Origin of the sequence: Clostridioides sp. ES-S-0005-03, from assembly GCF_020658455.1 — a bacterium.
Classification (GTDB): Bacteria; Bacillota; Clostridia; order Peptostreptococcales; family Peptostreptococcaceae; genus Clostridioides.
Genome location: NZ_JACVWI010000002.1, coordinates 130,826 through 155,454 on the forward strand (window position 1 = coordinate 130,826; position 24,629 = coordinate 155,454).

Annotated in this window: 21 protein-coding genes and 1 riboswitch; of the genes, 7 read left to right on the top strand and 14 right to left on the bottom strand. The window is 28.1% G+C overall.

Features of this window, described 5'->3' with window-relative positions; genetic code table 11:
• Positions 1 to 76 precede the first annotated feature (76 nt).
• From IC218_RS09745 to IC218_RS09755, 3 genes are all read left to right on the top strand, one after another.
• Positions 77 to 748 carry a GntR family transcriptional regulator gene (locus tag IC218_RS09745; protein ID WP_227434419.1) on the top strand — a complete coding sequence of 224 codons (672 nt, stop codon included), beginning with the start codon at positions 77 to 79 and terminating at the stop codon, positions 746 to 748.
• A 100-nt stretch (positions 749 to 848) separates the two neighbouring features.
• The gene (locus tag IC218_RS09750; RefSeq protein ID WP_227434418.1) at positions 849 to 1,397 is read left to right on the top strand and encodes an L-2-amino-thiazoline-4-carboxylic acid hydrolase; all 549 of its coding nucleotides are present in this window, start codon (positions 849 to 851) and stop codon (positions 1,395 to 1,397) included.
• Positions 1,398 to 1,660: 263 nt separating this feature from the next.
• On the top strand, positions 1,661 to 1,969 hold the full coding sequence (locus IC218_RS09755) for a hypothetical protein (RefSeq protein WP_227434417.1): 309 nt from the start codon (positions 1,661 to 1,663) through the stop codon (positions 1,967 to 1,969).
• Between the two features lie 142 nt (positions 1,970 to 2,111).
• On the opposite strand, the gene IC218_RS09760 is transcribed toward IC218_RS09755, so the two are convergent.
• From IC218_RS09760 to IC218_RS09770, 3 genes are all read right to left on the bottom strand, one after another.
• Complete coding sequence (locus IC218_RS09760; protein ID WP_227434416.1) at positions 2,112 to 3,902, bottom strand: ABC transporter ATP-binding protein; 1,791 nt, start codon at positions 3,900 to 3,902, stop codon at positions 2,112 to 2,114.
• Entirely contained in the window at positions 3,902 to 5,629 is a 1,728-nt protein-coding gene (locus tag IC218_RS09765; protein ID WP_227434415.1) for an ABC transporter ATP-binding protein, read from the bottom strand. The genes IC218_RS09760 and IC218_RS09765 overlap by 1 nt, the downstream gene beginning before the upstream one ends.
• Positions 5,630 to 5,876: 247 nt before the next feature.
• Complete coding sequence (locus tag IC218_RS09770) at positions 5,877 to 6,413, bottom strand: dihydrofolate reductase family protein (RefSeq protein ID WP_227434414.1); 537 nt, start codon at positions 6,411 to 6,413, stop codon at positions 5,877 to 5,879.
• A gap of 340 nt (positions 6,414 to 6,753) precedes the next feature.
• On the opposite strand from IC218_RS09770, the gene IC218_RS09775 reads away from it, so the two are divergent.
• Positions 6,754 to 7,866, top strand: coding sequence for an alanine racemase (locus IC218_RS09775; protein ID WP_227824314.1), 1,113 nt, complete (start codon positions 6,754 to 6,756; stop codon positions 7,864 to 7,866).
• Between the two features lie 227 nt (positions 7,867 to 8,093).
• Here IC218_RS09775 and IC218_RS09780 read toward each other — a convergent pair whose 3' ends face one another.
• From IC218_RS09780 to IC218_RS09790, 3 genes are read right to left on the bottom strand one after another with little or no spacing between them, the layout of a single operon-like run.
• On the bottom strand, positions 8,094 to 8,603 hold the full coding sequence (locus tag IC218_RS09780) for a YjiG family protein (protein ID WP_227482092.1): 510 nt from the start codon (positions 8,601 to 8,603) through the stop codon (positions 8,094 to 8,096).
• A 1-nt stretch (position 8,604) separates the two neighbouring features.
• Positions 8,605 to 9,252, bottom strand: coding sequence for a nucleoside recognition domain-containing protein (locus tag IC218_RS09785; RefSeq protein ID WP_227434411.1), 648 nt, complete (start codon positions 9,250 to 9,252; stop codon positions 8,605 to 8,607).
• A gap of 14 nt (positions 9,253 to 9,266) precedes the next feature.
• Positions 9,267 to 10,439: a M20 family metallopeptidase gene (locus IC218_RS09790; RefSeq protein WP_227824315.1), complete on the bottom strand. Its 1,173-nt coding sequence runs from the start codon at positions 10,437 to 10,439 to the stop codon at positions 9,267 to 9,269.
• A gap of 263 nt (positions 10,440 to 10,702) precedes the next feature.
• Here IC218_RS09790 and IC218_RS09795 point away from each other — a divergent pair, with 263 nt between their 5' ends.
• Positions 10,703 to 12,064, top strand: coding sequence for a hypothetical protein (locus IC218_RS09795; protein ID WP_227434409.1), 1,362 nt, complete (start codon positions 10,703 to 10,705; stop codon positions 12,062 to 12,064).
• A gap of 508 nt (positions 12,065 to 12,572) precedes the next feature.
• Here the strand turns inward: IC218_RS09795 and IC218_RS09800 are convergent.
• The 6 genes from IC218_RS09800 to bilQ all read right to left on the bottom strand — a co-directional run bounded on the left by IC218_RS09800 (position 12,573) and on the right by bilQ (position 17,946).
• Positions 12,573 to 13,199, bottom strand: coding sequence for a MerR family transcriptional regulator (locus tag IC218_RS09800; protein WP_413927326.1), 627 nt, complete (start codon positions 13,197 to 13,199; stop codon positions 12,573 to 12,575).
• Positions 13,200 to 13,570: 371 nt separating this feature from the next.
• Positions 13,571 to 15,130, bottom strand: coding sequence for an ABC-F family ATP-binding cassette domain-containing protein (locus tag IC218_RS09805; protein WP_227824316.1), 1,560 nt, complete (start codon positions 15,128 to 15,130; stop codon positions 13,571 to 13,573).
• A 183-nt stretch (positions 15,131 to 15,313) separates the two neighbouring features.
• Positions 15,314 to 15,586 (bottom strand): CD3324 family protein, encoded by a 273-nt coding sequence (locus IC218_RS09810; RefSeq protein WP_227434406.1) that lies wholly within the window; start codon positions 15,584 to 15,586, stop codon positions 15,314 to 15,316.
• A gap of 209 nt (positions 15,587 to 15,795) precedes the next feature.
• Positions 15,796 to 16,326 (bottom strand): flavodoxin family protein BilS, encoded by a 531-nt coding sequence (bilS, locus tag IC218_RS09815; RefSeq protein WP_227434405.1) that lies wholly within the window; start codon positions 16,324 to 16,326, stop codon positions 15,796 to 15,798.
• A gap of 77 nt (positions 16,327 to 16,403) precedes the next feature.
• The gene (bilR, locus tag IC218_RS09820) at positions 16,404 to 17,498 is read right to left on the bottom strand and encodes a bilirubin reductase (RefSeq protein WP_227824317.1); all 1,095 of its coding nucleotides are present in this window, start codon (positions 17,496 to 17,498) and stop codon (positions 16,404 to 16,406) included.
• A gap of 1 nt (position 17,499) precedes the next feature.
• Complete coding sequence (gene bilQ / locus IC218_RS09825; RefSeq protein ID WP_227434403.1) at positions 17,500 to 17,946, bottom strand: bilirubin utilization transcriptional regulator BilQ; 447 nt, start codon at positions 17,944 to 17,946, stop codon at positions 17,500 to 17,502.
• 310 nt (positions 17,947 to 18,256) lie between these two features.
• Here bilQ and IC218_RS09830 point away from each other — a divergent pair, with 310 nt between their 5' ends.
• Positions 18,257 to 19,447: a pyridoxal phosphate-dependent aminotransferase gene (locus tag IC218_RS09830; protein ID WP_227824318.1), complete on the top strand. Its 1,191-nt coding sequence runs from the start codon at positions 18,257 to 18,259 to the stop codon at positions 19,445 to 19,447.
• A 166-nt stretch (positions 19,448 to 19,613) separates the two neighbouring features.
• The gene (locus IC218_RS09835; protein WP_227824319.1) at positions 19,614 to 20,579 is read left to right on the top strand and encodes a DMT family transporter; all 966 of its coding nucleotides are present in this window, start codon (positions 19,614 to 19,616) and stop codon (positions 20,577 to 20,579) included.
• Between the two features lie 95 nt (positions 20,580 to 20,674).
• Here the strand turns inward: IC218_RS09835 and IC218_RS09840 are convergent, their stop codons facing one another.
• Together IC218_RS09840 and IC218_RS09845 are read right to left on the bottom strand one after the other, a co-directional pair.
• Complete coding sequence (locus IC218_RS09840) at positions 20,675 to 21,337, bottom strand: anthrax toxin lethal factor-related metalloendopeptidase (RefSeq protein ID WP_227434400.1); 663 nt, start codon at positions 21,335 to 21,337, stop codon at positions 20,675 to 20,677.
• 99 nt (positions 21,338 to 21,436) lie between these two features.
• Positions 21,437 to 21,523: riboswitch (cyclic di-GMP riboswitch) on the bottom strand.
• 184 nt (positions 21,524 to 21,707) lie between these two features.
• Positions 21,708 to 24,563 (bottom strand): SrtB-anchored collagen-binding adhesin, encoded by a 2,856-nt coding sequence (locus tag IC218_RS09845; RefSeq protein ID WP_227824320.1) that lies wholly within the window; start codon positions 24,561 to 24,563, stop codon positions 21,708 to 21,710.
• Positions 24,564 to 24,629 lie beyond the last annotated feature (66 nt).

Here is a 24,629-nt window from a genome sequence, read left to right on the forward strand (position 1 = left end):
ACCTTAATTTTACTATGTTGTATTCTTAACATTATATAAGTTTTTGTATTTTTACATTGTTTAGGAGGGGTAAAATATGGCTACATTTAAAAGATTACAAGAACAAGCATATGACTATTTAAAAGAATTAATACTATCTGGTGAAATAATAGAAAATGAAATATATTCTGAAACAAAGCTTGCAAGTGAAATAGGAATCTCAAGAACTCCTATAAGAGATGCTCTTCAAAGACTCAGTCAAGATGGTTTTATAGATATCATTCCAAGTAAGGGTTTTAAAATTCATCAAATCACAGCCAATGAAATTGTAGAGATATTTCAAATACGTTCTGCAATAGAAGGATTTTGTACTTTTTTGATTACGAGCCAATACAAAGAGCCTAGAGCAATTCAAACTATAGATAAATTAAAGTATCTTTTAGATAAACAAAAAGAGATTGTATCAAGTGATAAGAATTTAAACACATTTGCAGAATATGATACTTTATTTCACACAACAATCGTCTCATATGCTCAAAATACTGAATTTGATAAGATGTTCAACAGCTATATGTACAGAATAAAAAAATTAGCTCTTGATTCATTATCACATGAGGGAAGACTAGAAACAACATTAAAAGAGCATACAGATATTTTTAATAATATATCTAATGGATGTACTGAAGATATTTACAAAACAACACTTATTCATATGGAGACTCCTAAATACATCAATTTAGAAGATTTTTGTAATAATAAATTATTTTAATAATCTATTTACATTTACTAAAATGTTATTTATCTCAAATCAATTTCTTATTTATAAAAAATACTCTATAATTATAATGTAACTACTATTATTTTAAGGAGTGATTTTTTTGAACAAAGATACTGTAACTAATGAAACTATTGACAAAGATTATGCTATTGAAGAAGTTCGTATGGCTTGTAAACATTTTGGTGATTTATATTTTTATTTTACCAAAGTATTAGTTGAGGAATTTGGAAATGAAAAAACTGCTGAAATATTAAAAAAAGTTTTGTTTGAAAGATCAGAAGAAAGAGCTATTTCTATGAGAGAAAGAGCCAATGAAAATGGAGATGAATTGATTGCTGACAATATTGCTAGTATAACTGATGTTCCATTTTTAGGTTGGGTTCCTGAATTTGAAGAGTTACACTGTCCTTATGGAGCTTCCTGGCTTTCACGCTTTGAAGAAAATCCTTGGTTTAAGCAGTTTGCATCCCTTTATTGTGATGTTACTGATACCACTGTTGCTGAGGTATTTACAGGAGATACATCACATAAAATAACAAAAAATATTCTATGGGGTGATAAAGTTTGTGAGAGAATATATTTTCATGATGATAATATATCTCAAGGTAAATATACTTACGGAACTAGAAACTGCAAGTAAATAATTTAATTTTTCTATATTTTTATACTATATTTTGTACTTTTTCATATAAATATTATAACTAGTCTTTTATTTTACTTTTGTTTAACTTAAAGATAATTTACTTTTAACTTCTATGAATTAACATATAAGTAATAAAAAATTTATCTTTATAAAATTATAGCCTTTAGGTCTATAATTTACATAATATTTATACTCTTTATAAAATTTTTTAGAAGCTTCTATTGTTATACTATAAAACTATCTTGAGAAAGGCTGATTAAATGTTTAATAAAATATATGAAAAAAAAGAATTTATAGTTTTTCAAGTTAAAAAAGGTTATGTAGTTTATAATACTAGAAAGAATTTTGAAGAAGGTCATACACACTTAAAACATTTTGAGGCAGCAAAGACAGCTATTGACTTAGCTATAAACAAAAAAATTCCTCGAAGTAAAGACGGATATTATCTAACTAGTTTAATTCGCATAAGTGACGATTGTTATTACATCGATAAGTTAAGTGAGTTATTATATGTCAGAGAACAAAAAGGTAAAAAAGAAAAATACTGCAATTCTAGCTATCAGATATAACAAGATTAGTTGTCAAATATAAATATTTTTAAGCTTAAATATAAAGAGTATCAGTAAGTTTATAAAAATAACTTTGCTGATACTCTTTTCAATTCTAACATTATCAATTTAAATTTTAGCTATTATTCAGGTAGATATTTTACTACTCAGATTCAGTATCTGCAAATTGGCTATTATAAAGCTTCTCATAAAATCCGCCTTTTTCCATTAGTTCATCATGATTACCTTGCTCTATAATACTTCCATTATTCATAACCAAAATCAAATCAGCATTACGAATTGTAGAAAGTCTATGTGCTATAACAAAACTAGTTCTACCATTCATAAGATTTCTCATTGCCTTTTGAAGCATCAATTCTAATCTAGTATCAACAGAACTAGTAGCCTCATCTAATATCAATATTGAAGGGTCTGATATAAAAGCTCTAGCTATAGTTAAAAGTTGTTTTTCTCCCAACGATATATTAGATGCTTCTTCATTTAAAAACATATTGTAGCCATCTGGAAGTGTAGTTATAAAGTGATGTACATTTGCTACTTTTGCTGCTTGTATAATTTCTTCCTTAGTAGCTCCAAATCTACCATATTCTATATTTTCAAAAATAGTACCATTAAATAACCATGTATCTTGAAGTACCATTCCAAACATTGAACGTAAATCTTCACGTCTCATATTTCTGATATCTACTCCATCTACTTTAATAGCTCCTCCCTTTACATCATAAAACCTCATCAATAAGTTTATTAATGTTGTTTTACCTGCTCCAGTAGGACCAACAATAGCTACCATTTGACCACTTTTTATTTCTACATTTAAATCTTCTATTAAAGTCTCACTTTCTCCATATCCAAAATTCACATGTTCAAATGTAACATTTCCTTGTACATTTTCTATCTTAACTGGATTTTCAACATCAGGAGTTTCCTCTTCTTCATCCAAAATTTCAAATACACGCTCTATTGCTGCAAAAGAAGATTGTATTACAGTTGATAATTGTGTCATCTGTGAAAGAGGCTGATTTATTTGCCATATGTAACGTACAAATGCTTGTAAATTTCCAACTGTTATCCCTCCACTCACTGCATATATAGAACCAACTACTGCTACTGCTGCAATTCCAAAATAAGTTACTAATGAAACCATTGGATTCATCATACTTGATATAAATTGTGCCTTAAATCCATTTTCACAAAGTTCTTGATTTACTTTTTTAAATTCTTCTATAGAGTCTTCTTCTTTACCATATAATTTTATTTCATTAAATCCAGTATACATCTCTTGTACTTTTCCATTTAATTTTCCAAGAGCATTTTGTTGTAATGAAAATCGCTTTTGTGATTTTTTTACTATAAACTTAGATACAAAATAACTAATTGGAATTATAAAAAGAGCTATAAATGCCATATATACATTAATTGTAAACATCATAGAAATTGCCAAAATTATTACTAAAATTGAGTTAATAATTTGCATAAAACTCTGTTGTAAGGCATTTGATATTGTATCTACATCATTTGATATACGGCTTAGTACATCTCCAAAACTATTGCTGTCAAAGTAACTAATAGGCAGTTTTCTTATCTTATTTTCTACTTCATTTCTTAAGTCTCTCATCGTATTTTGAATAGCATTTGTAAGTAAAAAACTTGAAGCATACGTAAAAATTGCATTAGCAACATATATACATGCTAAGAGTGCCAAAATTTTTACTACATAGTTAAAATTCACAGATGCTCCTGGTATTCCTTTTGCTATACGAATTACATCTTTAGTTAATTGTGTTATTATTAATCCCTCTGTTTTAGGAGCAATTGCATTCATAGTAGCTGCTAAAATTATACATATAATAGCTATAATAAATGAAAATTTATATTGCTTTACAAATGGAAGAAGTCTACCAATTGTTTTTTTAAAACCTTTAGACTTTTTCATTATTCCAATTCCTCCTTTTTCAACTGAGATGTTGCAATTTCATAGTATATTTCACAATTTTTCAATAATTCCTTATGAGTTCCCATTCCAACAACTTGTCCTTCATTTAGTACTACAATTTTATCAGCATCAATAATTGAGCTAATTCTCTGTGCAACAATCAATACAATTGCATCTTTTGTTTCTTTTTTTAGCTTAGAACGAAGTATTGCATCAGTCTTAAAATCTAATGCAGAGAAGCTATCATCAAATATATATATTTCAGGTTTTCTTATAATAGCTCTGGCAATAGAAAGTCTTTGCTTTTGACCTCCAGATACATTAGCTCCACCTTCACTAATTAATTCATCAAATTTTCTAGGTTTTTTTGATATAAACTCATATGCCTGTGCAACTTTGGCTGAATGTTCTAATTCTGATGTTCCTGCTTTATTTTTACCAAATCTAATATTATTTGCTATACTACCAGTAAAAAGCAATGCCTTCTGAGGTATAAACCCTATCTTTTTTCTTAAAGCCTTTAAGTCATATTCCCTTATATCTACTCCATTTATCTTAATACTACCTTCTGTTACATCATAAAATCTAGGTATCAAGTTAATTAGGGTACTTTTTCCACTACCAGTACTACCTATAAAGGCAACTGTTTCACCAGTCTTTGCAGTAAACGAAATATCTTTAAGCACAGAAGCTTCTCCATCTGGATAAGTAAATGTTACATTGTCAAATTCTATAAGTCCTTTATTTTCAGTATCTTTTACTCCATTTTTAGGATTTTTTATAAGTGGTTCTTCTTCTAAAATTTCTTTTATTCTATTTGCTGAAACTTCTGCTCTTGGATACATGATAAATACCATTGAAAAAAGCATAATTGAAAACATAGCATGGAAAAGATATTCCAAAAATGCAACCAATTGTCCAACTTGAATTTCTCCAATATTTATTTTTTCACTTGAAATCCAAAACACAGCCAAAACAGCTATATTTAATAATAAAAAGAATGCGGGTTGAGTAATTGACATAAGCTTAAACAATTTTTTAGAAACATTAGCATAATATGTATTTGTTTCTTCAAATCTTTTTGTCTCATAGTCATCATTCCCAAATGCTCTGATTACTCTTATTCCCGTTAAATTTTCTCTTGATATAAGGTTTAGTTTATCCAGTCCTTTTTGTTGTTTAGACGATATTGATTGAGAAATTTTTGCTATTACTGCTACTCCAATAATTATAAAAGGAACTGATATAGCTAATACCAAAGAAAGCTCTACACTTGTTCTAATTGTCATGATTATACTTATAATAAACATGACTGGAGTTAATAAAGCTGTTCTAAGAAGTATATTTACAAATTGTTGAATTTGAAATGCATCATTTGTAGTTCTTGTAATCATTGAAGAAATCCCAAATTTATTGTATTCAGTGTGTGAAAATTCTTGAGATTTTTTAAATATATCATTTCTTATATCTCTAGTTACTCCTGTTGATATTTTTGCAGAACAATAACCCAATAATACACTACCTACAACTCCTATAATAGAAATAACAACTATTACTATTCCCATTTGTTTTATGTAAGTTGTGTTTTGATTTGCAATACCATTATCAATTATTTTAGCTATTATTGTTGGTATACCTAATTCAACTAATGCAAAACTAAATATAGCCAGTATATTTAATGCTATTAATAACTTATAATTTTTTAAATAATTTAAAATTAATTTCATATTCTACTCCTTTCTTAATTTTTGAGACAGTGTAATTATTATGTAGTAATGCCAAGCTTATGAATACTTGCTTTTATAAAAAAAGGAGAAAAGAGTTAGTGCACTCTCTTCTCCAGCATATTCTTTTTAATACACCCTCCGATAAGTCGCTTATATGTTACCATATTTGACAAGTAATGTCAATTTATATATAATTTAAGTTTTTAAATACTTTATTTTATAAAATGATAACAAGCCAGCACATACTTTATACTTGTTTTTTACTATATTCTAATTTTACAAGTTGTTCTATATTACTAACCTTTTTAAGATTTAAGTTTGTTCTCTGTATTCCAGCTTTAAATAATGGAATTCCTCTACCTAATATTATTGGCAATACATATACAAAATAATCATCAATTAGATTATCTTTTGTAAATAATTCTACTATTTCACTTCCTCCAATTATCCAGATATCTTTCCCATTTTTCTCTGCTCTAATTTGCTCAATTAGTTTTTTAGGTTCCAAATTGGTATACTTTACATTTTCATTAACTCCACTAGTAGTCTTTGAATACACATAACATTCTTTCCCTTTATAAAACCATTCATTTGGGCTTAGTTCATTTATTATTTGTGTATATGTTGAATTTCCCATAATAACTGTATCAATTGTATCGTAAAAAGTATTATAGTCTTCTTGTTGAGAATCTGAAGCTACTTCATCTAAAAAAGCTACACTACCATCTTCTTCTGCTATATAACCATCTAAACTCATTGCAATATAAAGTACCACTTTTCTCATATTTGCTACCTCCAAAATTTATAATATAAGTTTTTTATGCTAAAATAAAATTTTTACTTATTTAAAATACCCTATTAAATAAAACTCAAACAGTTTTAAGTAAAACCACAAAAATAAAACATTATTATATATACAGTTTAATAGTTACATAATTTGATAACCAATAAATATATTGAAAATTCTAATTAATCTAAATAAATATTGCTCTAACCTCATACTGGTTCTATAATATAATTAGAAGATATTTATATTATAAAATTAATCTTATCATAATATTTATTAATATCGTAAAATTAAGACCTGTGATTGATTTTATTTTTATTGAAAGGTGGTAAACAATATGAAAATTTCAGAAATTGCTACACCAAGCTTTTTACTAGATTTAGACCAGTTAGAAGAAAATATAAATACAATACAAGAAATTTGTACAAAGAATAACAAACAGCTTTGGCCTATGCTTAAAACTCATAAAAGTACATATATTGCAAAACTTCAAAAAGATGCAGGTGCTACTGGATTTCTTGTTGGAACTCTTGATGAAGCTGAAGCTTTGATAAATGCTGGCTTTAAAGATATTATGTTGGCTTACCCTTACATGGGAGATGCAAATATAAATAGGGTAGTAACCATGGCTTCAAAAATAAATTTAATATGTGCTACAGATAATATAGAATGTGCAAGAGCTTACAGCAAGGCTTTTTCTCTAGCTAAAATTGAATGTAAACTACTTCTTATTGTAGATTGCGGATTACACCGTTTTGGTGTTAAACCAGAAAAAGTAGTAGAACTTGCTATTGAAATTTCAAAACTAGAAAGTATAAAGATTGTCGGAATAAGCTCACATCCAGGTCAAGTATACGGTTGCAGTTCTCCAGAAGGTGTACCAGATGTTTGTGTTCAAGAAAATTCTGCTATGGAAAAAGCATCTAAATTATTAACTGATAATGGATTTAATATAGATATTGTAGCTTCTGGAAGCACTCCAACAGTTGAAACTGAAGCCACTTCTAAAACTATCACTGCTGTAAGACCTGGAAACTATGTATATTATGATGCTATACAAATAGCTTTAGGATGTGCTACTGAAAAGATGTGTGCTCTTACTGTTGTATGTACTGTAATATCAAAAAATAGTGATGGATATTATTTAGTTGATTGTGGAAGTAAATGCCTTGGACTAGATAAGGGTGCACATGGAAATAGTAGTATTGTTGGCTATGGTATAGTTTTTGGACATCCAGAACTTATTATTGATTCACTTTCAGAAGAAGTTGGTAAAATTAAAGTAAATGGAAAAACTAATATAAAAATAGGTGATAGGATAAGAATCATACCTAACCACTCTTGTTCTACTGCAAACTTAACAAGTAATTTACTAGGCTTTAGAGGAGATACAATAGAAAAAGTCATTGAAGTAGATATACGAGAAAATTCAAAACATATTGTACTTTAAAAATAAAATCATAATAAATTTATATTGATATTAACTAAAAATGAATTTAATTTATTGTTGATTTAAAGATATTAAAACAAAACATAGAAAGTTTTAAAAAAAACTCTAAAAACATAGAAAATCTAAAAGAAGTTTACTACTATACTAGTAAACTTCTTTTTTAATTAACATATCATTTTTTAATTAGTACATCATCATGGCATTATTATGTTAGTTTTATTTAATTTTTACATTAATCCCATAAAAGTAAGTAAAACTCTAACTATCAACATACCTACCACTGCATCAAATATAGGAACTGCTAATAGTAACATTCTATACTTAGTGCTAGTATTAGCTACAAGAACTATTCTAGCGTAATGACCAACTAGAGTACCCATTAACATACATGGCATAATCAAAATAGTTGCTTGTGATGCTGTAATTATACCTTGTGCAAATAAATTTGCGGCTGTAGCTGCTCCTGCTGCCTTAGCAAAGAAAGCCGCTATCAAAACTACGACTGATTCTCCAGGTAGTCCAAAAATCCCCATTACTGGACCAAAAACATTTCCTAAAATATCAACTAGACCAGTCAATTGCAGAAATTGTACTATTACATACCCCATTATCATGGCTGGCAATATTTGTTCAACACCTATGTAAAAACCTTTTTTTGCGCCTCCCATAAATGTTTCAACAACAGTTTTTTTTGGTTTACTATTTACAATTGTACTTCCAGTATTTTGTTGACTCATATTACGCAGCCTCCTTATTTTTATTCTTTTTATTTTTTATATTTATAATTAGTCTAACTAGATTGGCACCAAGTATCTTACAGAATATCTCTATAAGTATTATTGGGCCTAATGCCAATAATGCTATTGGCAAAAGTGGCGCTTGAGTATTTATTGTATTTAATATAACTGCTGAACCAGCATATTGATAAGCTACAAATATAGTTCTTTCATCATCCGTTATTTCTCCACTTTCACATAATTCTTTTGTCATTATTGAGGCTACATCTGAACTAGTAAATGAAGATACAAATGCTATACCCGCTATTCCAGGTATCCCAAGTAAAGGTTTAAGTAATGGATTAAATATTTTTGATGCAGCTTTCATCCCTCCCATAGATTCAACTACATCAATAAGTCCTACAGCAAAACACACAGTTGGTATTAAAGTAAGTGCAAATAAAAAACCATCCTTTGCACCAGTTCCACCCTTTCCCATAAAGTCTACGCCATCTGAAATAGTACCAAATGAGCCAGTTAAGTTAGCAAAGTCTAAAGCTTTTAGAAATCCTTGACTCTCCTTAAAAATACCAGAAAATAGTATTATCAATACAAATAAAGACATATATCCTTTCCATGTTACCTTATTATCTCCAGCTGTTGTATCCATATAAAATCCCCCTTTTATATATCAAATTTATCTAAATTTAAAACAATCGTAGAAATCAATTTTACCCTTTCAAACATAGAATCTACTAATGCATATTCTCTTGATGTATGATTCCATTCTCCCTTTACTCCAAAAGAACATATCGCAGGAACGTTTGCAATAGTTAAATAGCTAGCATCTGAACTTCCTCCAAGTCTCTTAGAATTTATTTCACCAAACCCATTTTCTTTTGATACTGTATTTACAAATTTGTGAAACTTCATAACATCCTCTGTAGTTTCAAATGGCATCATTTCACTTACAAAATCAACATGTGTAGAGGTTCCTTCTATGTAAGTATCTTCACATATTTCTTGAATTCTTTTTTTAACATTCTCCATTTCTTCTACTTTTTCAAATCTAAGGTCTACTTCTATACTACAATCTTCAGGAATAGAATTTGATACTCTTCCTCCTTTAATTATACTTACACTTGCTGTAGTCCCAACTTCAAGATTAGTCAATTTTTGTATTTGTAATATCTTATTAGCCATTTCTTCTATTGCATTTCTTCCACCTTCAAAATCATTTCCTGCATGTGTTTCTACACCTTTTACATTTATATTACACCCGATTCTTCCTTTTCTACCTACACATAAGCTATTATCTACCAACCCAGTTTCCATATTGAATGCACATAGACCACCTTTTGCTTCTTTTAATATAATGTCTCCTCCGTTTGAATCCTTATGTCCTATCTCTTCATCACCTGAAAAGACTATTTTTATTGGTCTATCTTTGTATCCTATCTTATTTAAAGCCTTGATAACGTATAAAGAAATTACTATTCCACCTTTCATATCTAACACACCTGGCCCATATGCTTTTCCTTCCATTATTTTAAATGGATTTTCTCCAAATGTACCTATTTCAAAGACAGTATCCATATGCCCTGAAAAAATTATTGGTTTCTTATTTCTGTTAGAACCAAGTGTACCTATTAATGTACTGCCATTATTTCCAGCATCTATTAAATCACAATCTAATCCTTCTTTTTCAAACTCACATTTTAATCTATCAGCCAATTTATTTACACTCTCTTTACAGTTTGTATAGCTTTCAATATTAACAATCTCTTTCCACAGTGAAATGATTTCTTCTCTATTCTCGTCAACAAATTTAGAAATCTCCTTTAAATATGTAATCATAATAATCTCCTTTATTTTTGAATAAAATTTTTTTCCTAAAAGCTGAGTTTATACTTTAGGAAATTTTAAAAGACTAGTCCTTAATTACAAAATAACACAATTATTTTCATCAGTCAACATTTTTTCAGTATATTTTTTATTTTCTGATTTTTCTTTTAATTTTTACTTTGTAAAATAAATTGACGCTTTTTATCTACTATTATAAAATGAGGTTATAAATTGATAATTAGTTACAATACTTTCGAAATTTTAAAGGAGGTTTTATGAAATATAAGATTGGCTTTTTAACAACATCTTATTTTATGGCAGATAACTTTAAACAAGCTCTCGAAGAATTAAAAGATATTTGCGAAATTACATACATTGAACTAAAAGGTGAAAATCCTTTTAGTAATTTGCCAAATATATATAATGAACAAGTAGATAATTTTGATGGATTTGTTTGTAGTGGTCTAATTCCATATAGTGAGCTTATAATAAATATAGAGGATATAAAGGTCCCATTAAGTTTCTTAAAGCTTGATGAAAGAGATTTTTATAAATACTTATTTAAACTATTAAATAGTAAAAGAGAGATTGATTTTACAAAATCATTTATTGATTTTTTAAGAGAAGATAATAACTATTATGACATCTATTCATTGATAGATTCTAAAAACTGTCCATATACAATTAGAGATTTCAATATTCCTCAACCTGTATATGACTTTAAAAAATTAAATGATAAATTATTGGAGATACACTTAGATTTATTAAAAAATAATAAGATTAACCTTTCTATTACTAGAAATTATATAATTAATTGTGAATTAAATAGACTTGGATATGATTGTATTTATATGGTGCCATCTACTGAATCAATCTTAAACACATTTAAATCTGTAATAAACGAAATAACATTAAAAAATTTAGATAAAAATAAATCTGCAACTTGTATAGTCACAATAAATAGCTCAGAGTATATAAATGATGACCTAATATTTAAAAATGATGAGATACAAAATCAAATATACAATACTATCTTAAATTCTTTATCAAGAAATGGGTTCTATGGAGTTCAAGTCAAAAAAAATGACATGAAAATAGAAATACATACTACTAAAGAAATGCTAAATAATATGACTAAGGATTATACAGAATTTTTTATTTCAGAAGACTTAAAAGAAATCAAGTATAGCTTAAATATTGGTTGGGGAATTGGCAACACAAATATTCATGCAGAACAGAACGCTCGTCAGGCAAATAGTAAATCAGCTTCTCTAGGTGGAAATTGTACGTTTATAGTAAATGACACTAATAATATAATAGGACCTTTATATTCAAATAAAAATTCTAATGACCTGGAAGAAAGTTCAATAGCTAATAAAGTTGCTTCTTTCATTCCTTTATCTAATGTAAATGTATCTAAAATTATGAGTATGATTAATGATAGAAATTCAAATAATGTATCAGCAGAAATATTATCAGACTATATGAATATAACTCTTAGAAGTGCAAATAGAATCCTAAGTATCTTATATAAGGCTGGTATTGCAACTATTGTAAACACAAAACTGGATAATCAAAGAGGTAGACCACGAAAAATATACAAAGTTGATTTCTTAGCTTTTTTAGATAATATGTAGAGAGATAACATGTAGAGATTGAAGTCTGAATTATTAGCTTTTCCAATAAAAATAATAATTTTCCACTGATTTTCAATAAGCAAAGTTTTTAAATATGAATATACAAAATGCCAGAATCCTCATAAACACTATATTTTTATCAACTCTGGCATTCTTTTTTATTTCGCTATCAAAATTTAAACAAATGATGCTAAAGTAAGCTTTTACTTTTATCTTACTTCATCAACATGGAAAATGTACCTTAGCACGTACCCTAAATTCTTTATGGAAAGTAAGTTCACTCCTTACTCATTTTTTGAGAGTTGCTTGTTTTTTGGTATATTTTATTCCATCCTACTAGTAATAAAATCATAAATACACAGGTATCTACAAAAAGAATAACTGTAACGTTCTTGACAATATTGTAGACAAAAAATATTGAGAATACTTCTACGGATAAAGCTACAAAACATAAAAAGTTCGTCAAATAATCTGCAATAGTATCACTATAGAAAACTCGTATTTGTAACTATCTACATGTAAATGGACGTAAAATAAATCTGAATACAACACAAATAATTGGATAAGCATAAATAAATTTTTTATCTACACTATTGGCTACACCATTATTCCATTGCACAGGAATTTGAGTTGGCAGTTTTGGAAATGCTATGATTGCAATCAGTAAACAAGCAATGGTTATAATTCCCCATGTAATATTTCCTCCCCACATATATAAGAAACTTACAGAGTCCAGTTTTAAAGTATGTTTATTTTCATTCCAATATTCTGGTATCTCAGTTATATATTCTTCTACTTTTAAATTTAGATAACTTAGTTCATTAAATTTAAGCATTTTTTCACACATAGTTTTTGCATTTTCCAAATCATATATTTGAGTTTTGAGAACTTGTTCCTGTTTTTCAACAATCTCATATAAAGATATTTGCTGAAGTATAATATTACGAATATCATCAATAGAAATCCCTAATGTACGTAAATATGCAATTTTTTTGATGTCCTCTATATTTTCATCTGAATACTCTCTATAACCATTACTCTCATTACGAATGGGCTGAATTAGCATTTCTTTCTCATAAAATCGAATATTAGAACGTGTTAGTCCAGTTTTTTCTTCAACTTCTTTAATTATCATTTTTAAACACCACCTTTCGATTTATTGAATTACCTAATATCTTTCTTTTTTATTGCTCTAAGTCTTCTTTAATGTTTTATTTCATTATTTTATTCGCCAATATTCCATTATCAATAATACCACACTTTGTAATAATCTCCTCCTTGTGTGTATCTAAAACTGCTTGATTATTATATAAGATACAGTATAAACATGGTTTACAGTCAAGTATTTTTATCATTTTTTTGATTCTATTAAAAAAGGCATCGCAAATAAATGCCATGCCTTTCTATTAATTTAGTCTTTTCATATCTTTCTCAGTCCAAAAGTCAAATTAGCCTGTCTTATATTAAAATTGATAAAAGATATAACAAGTCGTATAAGATTTTCTATCATATTAAATAATTAATTGCCCACTTCTCACAATCCCAAATTTTATTAACTATATCATTATAAAACTCTGGCTCATGGCAGACTAAAATTATACTGCCTTCATATGATATTAAAGCTTTTTTTAGTTCTTCCTTTGCTTCAGAATCTAAGTGGTTTGTTGGCTCATCTAGTGTTAATATATTACTAGGATTATTTATAAGTTTACATAACCTTACTTTAGCTTGTTCTCCACCACTTAATATAGAAAGCTTGCTTTCTATATGTTGATTAGTTAAACCACATCTTGATAGCATTTTTCTTATTTCATATCTTGTGTATGTTGGAAATTCATACCACACCTCATCAATAAGTTTTTTATCACTTATTTCTTTAACTTCCTGTTCAAAATATCCAACATTTTGTTCTTCTCCTACTTCAATACTTCCACTTATTGGTTTATTTATTCCAATCAAGCTTTTTAATAAGGTTGATTTTCCTATGCCATTTGCACCTATTAAAGCTACCTTTTCTCCTCTTTCCATAATTAAATTTATAGGTTTACTTAATGCTGTTTCATATCCTATAACTAAGTTCTTAGCTTCAAATATCATTTTCCCAGATTTTTTGGATATTTTAAAGTCAAAGTGAGGTCTTACTTTTTCCTTTGATATACTTATTCTTTCTATTTTATCTAATTTTTTCTGTCTTGATTTTGCCATCTTACTGGTTGATGCTCTAACTTTATTTTTTGCAATATATTCTTCTAGCTTTGATATTTCTCTAATTTGTTTTTCTTGAGCTATTCTTAAATTTCTCTTGTTTTCTTTATACATCTTTTGAAAATTTTCATAATTACCAATATATCTTGTCAATGTCATATTTTCAAGATGACACACCACATTCACAACACTATTTAAAAACTCCAAATCATGTGATATCAATATGAATGCATTTTCATAATTTTGAAGATATTTTCTTAACCATTCTATATGTTCTTCATCCAAATAGTTTGTAGGTTCATCTAAAAGCAATATATCTGGTTTATCTAACAATAATTTGCCTAATAATACCTTTGTTCTTTGACCTCCACTCAATTCTGAAACATCTCTATCAAGTCCAATATGTCTAAACCCAAGACCTAGGGCAATTGAATCTATCTTTGAATCAATATTGTAAAATTCATTGTTATTTAAAAATTCTTGTATATTTGCAACTTTTTCAAGAGACTTATTTATCTCATGTTCATTCATTTCTCCCATTTTACTGTATATGCTATTCATTTCACTTTCCATATAAAAAAGTTCCTTAAAAGATTCTCTTAAAATATCTTTTATTGTATTACCTTTTTCTAGTTTAGTGTGTTGATCCATATATCCAACTCTTACTTTACTACTCCATTGTATATCACCACTATCTGGAATTAGCTGACCTGTTATTATATTCATAAATGTAGATTTTCCCTCGCCATTTTTTCCAACAAGACCTACATGCTCTCCTCTTAACAATCTAAAAGATATGTCTTTAAATAATGTTCTATCTCCAAATCCATAACTTATATTATTTACATTTAAAATACTCATTGTTCTATTCCTCTTCTTAAAATTTAGAAATTCCTCAATAAAATCATATCATTTAAATAGATTATCCCTCAAGTTCATAAACAAACCTGTACTAATTTTGTACGAAAAAAGAGACTTTGTTAAAAAGTCTCTTCTTAATTTTTTGTTATATAAATCTATCTTTAGAACATTAATATTCTATTTTCAATCACTTTTTTCTTCTCTGATTATTCGTCTTATACTATGCTCCGTTAAATAGTAGTCTTTTGTAAGTTCTTTAACAGAAATACCTTTATTGTACTTATCAAGTATTTCCCTATTTCTTTCTTTCAAGATATTTCTTGAACCACTATTTTCGCCCCAAGCTTTTTTATTTTCAGACTTTCGTGGTATATATAAATAACTACCATCTGTATATTCTTGAATTAATTCAAGTATCTCTTCTGGCAATATATTTTGTGCTTTTTCATACTTCATAATACTCTGCTCCCATCTACATTTTTAATTGTAAATAAAAGCAAAGACTGCACAAAAACAATTTAGCCTAAATATTATCTTTATCTATTAGGCTCTAAACAAAGTTTTATTGCAATTGTATTTTGCAGTCTTTGCTTAGAGCCAACTGAAATTATAATATCGTTACTCTCTTTCATATTGCAAACTCCCTTTCTATCTAATTTAAACTATTACATATCACTAACTTTAGCCATTATATCTTTTGTAAATCTAACAGCTTCAGATACATCTTGCTCATCTGGATGACTTTGAGACTCTTCATGACCTTTTAATTGCTCACGAATATGTTCATTTTCAGGATGAAGCTTTAGCATTTCTTCATATTTTACCTTTAAACCTTCTGCAATCTTTCCTTGGCATATAAATGACCCAACTATTTCATTATCTTTCGAAAAGACATCTTTCACTTTGTCCATAATGTTAATTCCATAGTTACCCTTTGTATTTGCTCCCATTGTTCCAAATAAAGCTAGCTTTTTGTTGTGAATATTTTCAAAGACTAGTTTTGAATTTTTATCACAAATACCCTTATCTACCCAATATCCCAAGAATATTATATCATATTTTTCATAGTCAACATTATTATCAGTTACTTCACTGATATTTTTAATTTCTTTTTCGCCTTGCATTGCATCATATATAGATTGAGCAATTTTTTTAGTATTTCCAGTTAAACTTGAATATAAAATTAAACTTTTCATGATATATCCTCCTATATGTTAAGTATTTATCTAAAATTTCTTAATACCATTAAATTTTCAATTACTATAAGATTTTATTAATCTAATATACAACCAAATTGAGAATGTGTCTGTAATGCATCTGCACATTTTTTATTGCAGTAGCAACACTTCTTGATATCATCTACTCTTTCCTCTCTTACTTTCTGCAACCAATCACTGTCTGCCAATAGTTGTCTCGACATAGCAACCATATCTACTCTGTTATTTGATATAACACTTTCTATGAAGTCTGGACTAGATAGCTTGCCAACACCACAAACTGGAAGGTTTGTGTGTTTTTTAACTTCATCAGCTAAATACAAAAAGCATCCTTCATCTTTAAAATAAGGATGATTATTAACTGGTATGGTGTCTTCTAATTTGGAATGATTTGCTAATGTTACATGAAAACTATTTACTCCAAGTGATTCAAATTTTTTTACAAAATGCTCTACTTCAGAAAATAAAACTCCTGCATTGCCATAATGAGGATTTTCTTGTCTAATTGCAAGTTTATAGTCTATTGGAACATCCTTTATATTATTACGAATACTACTAATTATTTCACTTGCAAATCTACTTCTATTATCATAACTTCCACCATATTCATCAGTTCTACTGTTGTATATACTGGATGAAAAGCTTCCTATAAGTCTATCTCCATGAATTTGAATCATATCAAATCCTGCTTTTTTTGCATTCAATGCTGTTAATCTAAACAACTCTATAATATTTTTTATTTCTTCTTTTGTCATATTTGTTACATAATCCTTTACTCCATCATCCATAATTTTTTTTATTTCATCATGTGAAGTAATTCCCGATTTCATAGTATTTCTGATTAAATTTATGTCATAATCTGAACAAAATATTTGTGCTGAAACTTTCGCCCCTGAATCATGTATTGCATTTACAATTTTTTTATACTCTCTAATTCCATCTTCATTGGATAAGCTTAGAGCCATTTTATGAAAACTAGGTCTAACTGATACATCTCCTATAGTAATTAAAGCTACTCCTGATTTAGCAATTTTACAAAGCTTGTTAATTCGTTCTTCCAGATTAAGACCCATACTTGTAGGTGCAAAAGATACTCTATTTTTTAATTCTAAGTTTCCAATTTTAATTGACTTTAATAAGTTGCTATACATCCTATTCTTCCTCCACTGTTGCCTTTATATCTTTTACTGTATGTAATTTCTTTACTAATTCTTTGTATTCTTCATCCAAAAACTCTTTTTTTATATTACTATCCCACTTTGAAAATATGTTTTTTATATCTCCCAGTACTTCTTCACCCTTATCTGTTACTCTCAATTGAAAAGCTCTACTATCATTAGGGTTTTGAATCTTTTCTATGTAACCATCTTGTTCTAATCTAGAGATAGTTCTTGTAGTATGAGCTTTATCCACCTCGAATTCCGTCGAAATATCATTCAAAGAACAATTCCTATTCTTATTGATATAAATTAAATAAAAATATAGACCATTCGTAAGCTTATATGGCTTTAGACATTTTTCACAATAAAGTTTAAAGTTCCTTTGTAAATAACAAATAATATACGATAAACTCTCATTCTGTAAATTTTTAAAATCCATTTTTAATTTCCCCTCTATAATTCTAATATAATATATTTGACTATATCAACTATATTATATTAAATACTTGATACAGTCAAGAATATTTTGCCTTATAACTGTATATTTTTATACTACCTTATAAAATTATCATAAAATATAATTCTTCTTTAGTTAGAATTTGTAATTTTTTATATACATCATACATAAATATATTTTATATAAAAGTTTATATTTTCAAGCAAATAATTTTTCGAAAATTGTCTAAATTCAGTAAAAATATGGTAATATATACATAAGCAATATAAATCTATAAAAGGGAGTGTTACATATGATATCTAATAAAATGCAAACTTTAGTTGCAAACAGCTCTGTTATAAGAGCCATGTTTGAAGAGGGAAAAAAACTTTCCGATATCTACGGAGAAGAAAATGTTTTTGATTTTAGTATAGGAAATCCAAGTGTTGAGCCTCCAGAAACTATTAAAGCAGTTATAAGCGATATTTTAAATGAAGAATCTCCAAATCTAGTTCATGGATATATGAACAACTCAGGATATGAAGATGTAAGAGATGCTATTGCCAGCCACATAAATAAAAAAAATGGATTAAACCTTACAAGAGATAACTTAGTTATGACTTGTGGAGCTGCTGGTGGGCTAAATATCATTTTAAAAACTCTTTTAAATCCTGATGACGAAGTTATTGCTTTTGCACCATATTTTGGTGAATATAAAAATTATACAGAAAACTATGATGGAAAACTAATCGAAGTCCCTACAAACATAGAAACTTTTGAACCAGATTTATATGCTCTAAAAAATGCTATTACTCCAAAGACAAGAGCTCTAATAATAAACACTCCAAACAATCCTACTGGTGTTATTTATTCTGAAGAATTGCTAAAAAACCTTGGAGAATTACTAGATACAAAACAAAAAGAATTTAATACAAATATATATTTAATTTCTGATGAACCATATAGAGAAATAATTTATGATGATGCTAAAGTTCCTTGTATATTAAAATACTATAAAAATTCATTTATAGGATACTCTTATAGTAAATCATTGTCTCTACCTGGTGAACGTATAGGATATATTGTGGCTAATGGAGAAATGGATGATTTTGATGATGTTATGTCTTCATTAAATGTTGCAAATAGAATACTTGGATTTGTAAATGCTCCTTCTCTTTTCCAAAGAGTTATTGCAAGAAGCTTAGATGCAGAAGTTGATGTAAATATTTACAAAAAGAACTTTGACCTTTTATATAATAGCTTAATAGAAATGGGATTTTCTTGTGTTAAACCTAGTGGTACATTCTATTTATTCCCAAAAGCTCCAATTGAAGATGATAAAAAATTCTGTGCTGATGCTAAACAATTTAATTTACTATTGGTTCCAGGTTCTTCTTTTGGTTGCCCAGGACACTTTAGAGTATCATACTGTGTATCTTACGATAAAGTTAAGAGTTCTCTACCAGCATTTGAAAAATTAGCTAAATTGTACAATTTAAAATAATTAAATAAATCTAATTACAAATAATTAGCTACCTTAGTGTAGAATTTTATATTCTATATTAAGGTAGCTTATAATTTTATAGCTTATATTTATATACCATTTTATACCAATGTACTTGAATATTGTAGCTTATAGTACTAGTATAAATTACAAGGAGGTGTTTGATTTGAAAAAAGGTTATGTTTATATAATACTAACTACCCTATTTTTTAGTTCAATGGAAATTAGTTTAAAGACAGTTACTAATGACTTTAATCCCATACAAATAACCTTATCAAGATTTTTTGTTGGTGGCTTAGTCTTATTACCTTTTGCTATAAAAAGATTAAAATCCCTTAGTCTTTCTATTACAAAATCAGATTTAAAATACTTTGCTTTTTTAGGTTTTATGTGTGTTGTAGTAAGTATGTCATTGTACCAGTTAGCTGTACTAAACACAAAAGCATCTGTAGTTGCTGTCTTATTTAGTTGTAATCCAGTATTTGTTATGCTTCTAGCTTATTTGATTCTAAAGGAAAAAATCTATAGGCACAATATAATTTCACTTATATTAGAAGTCCTTGGAATTATAGTTATTATAAATCCACTGCACACAAAATTAACTTTTAGTGGTATATTCTTAACACTATCTTCTGCCATTATTTTTTCAATGTATACTGTTTTTGGTAAAAGAAAAACGTTAAAATTTGGTGGAATAGTTGTGACTTGTTTCAGCTTTATATTTGGTAGTTTAGAAATGCTTGTATTGGTTCTACTTACTAAGATTAATTTTATATCAAATATATTAAATAAAAAAGGACTACATGTATTTGCAAATATACCTATTTTTAGTGGTTATACCTTACACAACATACCTACTATGATTTACGTATTTGTATTTGTTACAGGTGTTGGTTATGCACTTTATTTTATGGCAATGGAAGCTACATCTACTAGCCTTACATCTTTAGTATTTTTCTTTAAGCCAGTAATATCTCCAATACTGGCATTACTAATTCTTAAAGAATTTATTCCTATTAATATGATTATAGGAATTCTATTGATAGTGATTGGTTCAATAGTTTCTATTATACCTACAATAATAACTCAATCTCATAATAAACATATTGAGTCATTATATAAAAGTCAGTAATAAATATATACATAAGATTAAATTAATTAGTTTTTCACGCAATATAAAAGAGATGCTAGCATACTAGCATCTCTTAATTTTTTTATATAAATTTTCTATTTTGCTAAGTTTTGTAAAAAGCTATAAGTTTGTGGACAAGCTGCTTTTAATTTACTATTTGTGTCTTGATTTAAGTAGTAATATGCAAATGCCTCAGCAAAGAATTCTTCTGGATATACACCTAAATAATTTACATTTCCTAAAGAACGCCCTTCTTTAGCAAATATTTGTTTAAATTGTGCTGATTTAGAAATATCATTTAATGCAAGATGGTCTACTGCGTGTGCTGTTTCATGTAATTCTAAGTTTATTGCATCATGACCTTTACCTTTGTTGCTAAATCCTATTCTAAGAGCTACTGTACTTCCACCTAAACCAGGAACATCATCCCAAGTTTTACCAGTATTTTCCCATCCCTTAGGAACTACACCTTTTAAATAAGCATATTCTTTTTCATCTGTTAATTTTCCACTTAATAATTTTATTTTTAAGTTATCTTGTTTTAATACATTTAAATATTTTCCATCTATATTAGCAAGTCTATTTATCATAGCATTAGCTTCTTTTTTATCGTAATTTCCATTTGGAAGAACCACTATTTCACTAAGTGTTTCTTTATTGTTTTTTAAAGTTGCACTATCTGCATGTGCACTTACTGGAACTGAACTTATTAAAAATATTGATATTATAGCGATTAATAATTTTTTACTTGGTTTCATATTATTCCCTCCTTTGAGTTAGGCCGGGAGTAATAAATTTCAAAATAAAAAAGATACCCAAGAGTATCTTTGTATATACAAAAAGAAATTTTTACTCTTTTCGGCAACTGGCTGGCGTAGTTTATTTAAACTTTAGCCCCTATAGCTTTGCGTGACTAGGTTTCCCTAGTTTTGCCTCGTTTAATTTTATATTTATATTATATCTTATATCTGTCTCTTTGTCTATAGTTTTTTGGATTTTTCTTCTAAAAAACGATTGTTTTTTTACATAATACTCCAAAAAAAAATATCTTCTAACAATATTTTCACTTGAAAATATTGTTTTAGAAGATATTTTTTAATATTACTTATATTTTTATAATGTTAGGGTCTAATTGATGTTTTTCTTTCTTCTCAATATAATAAGTCCTACAATAGCTCCTAATCCTAAAAGTATTTCTACAGTAATTGTAGTACTATCACCTGTCTTTGGTGGCACTGGTGGATTTACTACAGTATTATCTTTTACTGTATTATTCTTTTCCTGTGGCACTGGTGGGTTTACTACTTCTGGTATTGGAACAATTTGTTTAACAGGCTTTTCTATTACATCTTCTGATGGTGGTATTGGTGGATTTACTACCTCTGGTATAGGAGGATTTACCACGTTTTCTGATTGTGGTATTGGTGGATTTATTGTTGCTTCCTCTGTATCAGATGGTCTTGATGGTTTACTTGGCTTATCTGTACTTGGTGGCACTGGTGGATTCACTGTTGGTTCATCTGTACCTGGTGGTACTGATGGATTTACTGGAATATTTTCTTGTTTTACATTTTCTATATTCCCAATATCAACAATTTTACCAATATTTTTTCTATCAATTTCCACCTTTATTTTACCCTTTAATTTTTCATATCCACTTGGAGCCATTGTCTCCACTAAATAATATGTTCCTGGATTTTTGACACTAGATTCAATTATACCATCTTCATTACTAACTAAATCCTTAACTACTACTATTCCAAAGGTATTTTCCAAATTAAATTTTGCACCTTCAAGAGCACTTTTATCTGAACTGTCTACCTTCTTAGCTTCAAAAGCATATCCTTGTTTAGTAGTTTCTACACCAGGAGGACTTGAACCATTAATCTGAGCTACATTTTGTATAGTCTCCCCTACTTTTACATCTGTAAAATCTGCATCAAATGTAACCCAACCTTGTACAGGTTCACCTTCTTTTATTTGCTTAAATTCATATTTATTTACTAATCTTATAGTATTTTTTCCATCTTCAGCTTCTTTTTTAAGTTCAAGATTATCAGAGTATTTTATATTAGATATTTTTAATGTTGGATTTACTTCATCTAAAATATTTACTTGCCCTGCATCATAAACACCATAAGTTGACATGTTTATTTTATACTTAACTATTTGGTTATCATTTCCATCTAATACCTTTTTATCAACCTCTTTTTTGGCACTTATTAATCCAGAGTTCTTCTTAAAACTTATCTCATCTCTTTTATCTACTTGACTATTATTCGCATCAAGAACAGCTCTATTTGTATAACTATCTTCAATACTAATAACTTTTAATGTATATGCTATAAAGAACTTTGATTCTACTTCTTCTTCACTAAGATTAATTGTAAATCCAGTTATAACTTTTTCTACTTGCCCACTTTCATTTCTTTTTTCTTCTGTTTTATATGAAATATTATTTGCAATTTTTTCTTTACTCCAAGGAGTCCAGCCACCATTCATTGGAACTTCTACAACTCTAAAATCATGCCCAGCTTCTCCAGCAGTAGTTAATCTCATACCTTCTGGTATATTATCTGTTATAACCACATTACTTACTGGTGATTTATCATCATTTATTGAAATCTGATAGTTGATTACTTGACCTACTTGAGTAATATTTGTTGCTCCTGAATGCCCCTTAGTCAAAAGATAATCATTTCCTCTATCAAATATACTTACAATAGCATCATCTTCTTGAACTTTATTACCTGCAGATTCTAATCTAGCTATATTCTTATATTTGTTACCATGTTTTGCATTTTCATCACTAATTCTAGCCTTATACTTAACAGTATACGCTTTATCTATATCTCCAAAAGTAACTGAAATAGAATTTTCACCTTGTTCAATATTAAAATCACTTACTTCTTTTCCATTGCTTGCTACTATACTTACAGAATCTTTTATTAATGTCATTCCTTCAGGGAGTTCGTCATATAAAGTAATATCTTTTAATTCTTCTTCTTTTTCATTTACTTGTATAGTATAATTTACATCTTTATTTTTAACTGGCATAAATACAGTAGTTGACTCTCTTCCTTCAACAAGCTTCTTAAGTGTTCCTTTAGCTTCTTCAATGTCTTCTTTATCGCCAGGTTTTATTTCTATATCCACATCTCCATTTCCACTTTCTATCTTTCCAGTAGTTTCAATATGAATTTTGGCACTTGTTTCTTCATTAACTTTATTCACATATGCTTCTAATCCAATTTTTCCTTGCATTACACTTTGACCATTAGGTAATTCTCTAAATGTAAGCGTATACTCTCCATTACTCTCTGTTTTATCAAAACATTCACTTGTATAATCTAAATTAACTTTATTAAATACATCTGGAACCTTAAAAGTTATTGAGTCACCTGCTTTTATCCCTTTTGATGTTGGAGTATAAGTTAAATTAAATGTAATTTTTTTCATTGACTCTGTTTCTATTGCATCATTATTAATTTTTACGATAAATCCGTGGTCTTCATTATCTTCATTAAGTTCTTCTTCTAAAGTCTTAAGTAAATTTTCATCCTCTATCGAAGTTTGTTCTGGTTTCTTGTTTTCTTCTGGTTTCTCTCCTTCTGGAGTTTGCTCTGGCTTCTTATTTTCTTCTTGCTTATCTCCTTCTGGAGTCTGTTCTGGCTTCTTATTTTCCTCTTGTTTATCCCCTTCTGGAGTTTGCTCTGGCTTCTTATTTTCTTCTTGTTTATCCCCTTCTGGAGTCTGTTCTGGTTTCTTATTTTCTTCTTGCTTATCTCCCTCTGGAGTCTGTTCTGGTTTCTTATTTTCTTCTTGTTTTCCATCTCCAGTTGGTAAATTATTTGAATTGCTTTGTATAGACCCACTGCCTTCTAATTCTGATGCATAAGATACAGATGGATATATTGTAGTAACTATCATACTTAAAATCATAATTAAACTGGTTAATAATGCCTTTTTATTTCCTTTCTTCATATAGATTGCTCCCCTCTAATCTATTTACACTCTTGTAAAATTCCATAAATACCCAATATAATTTAA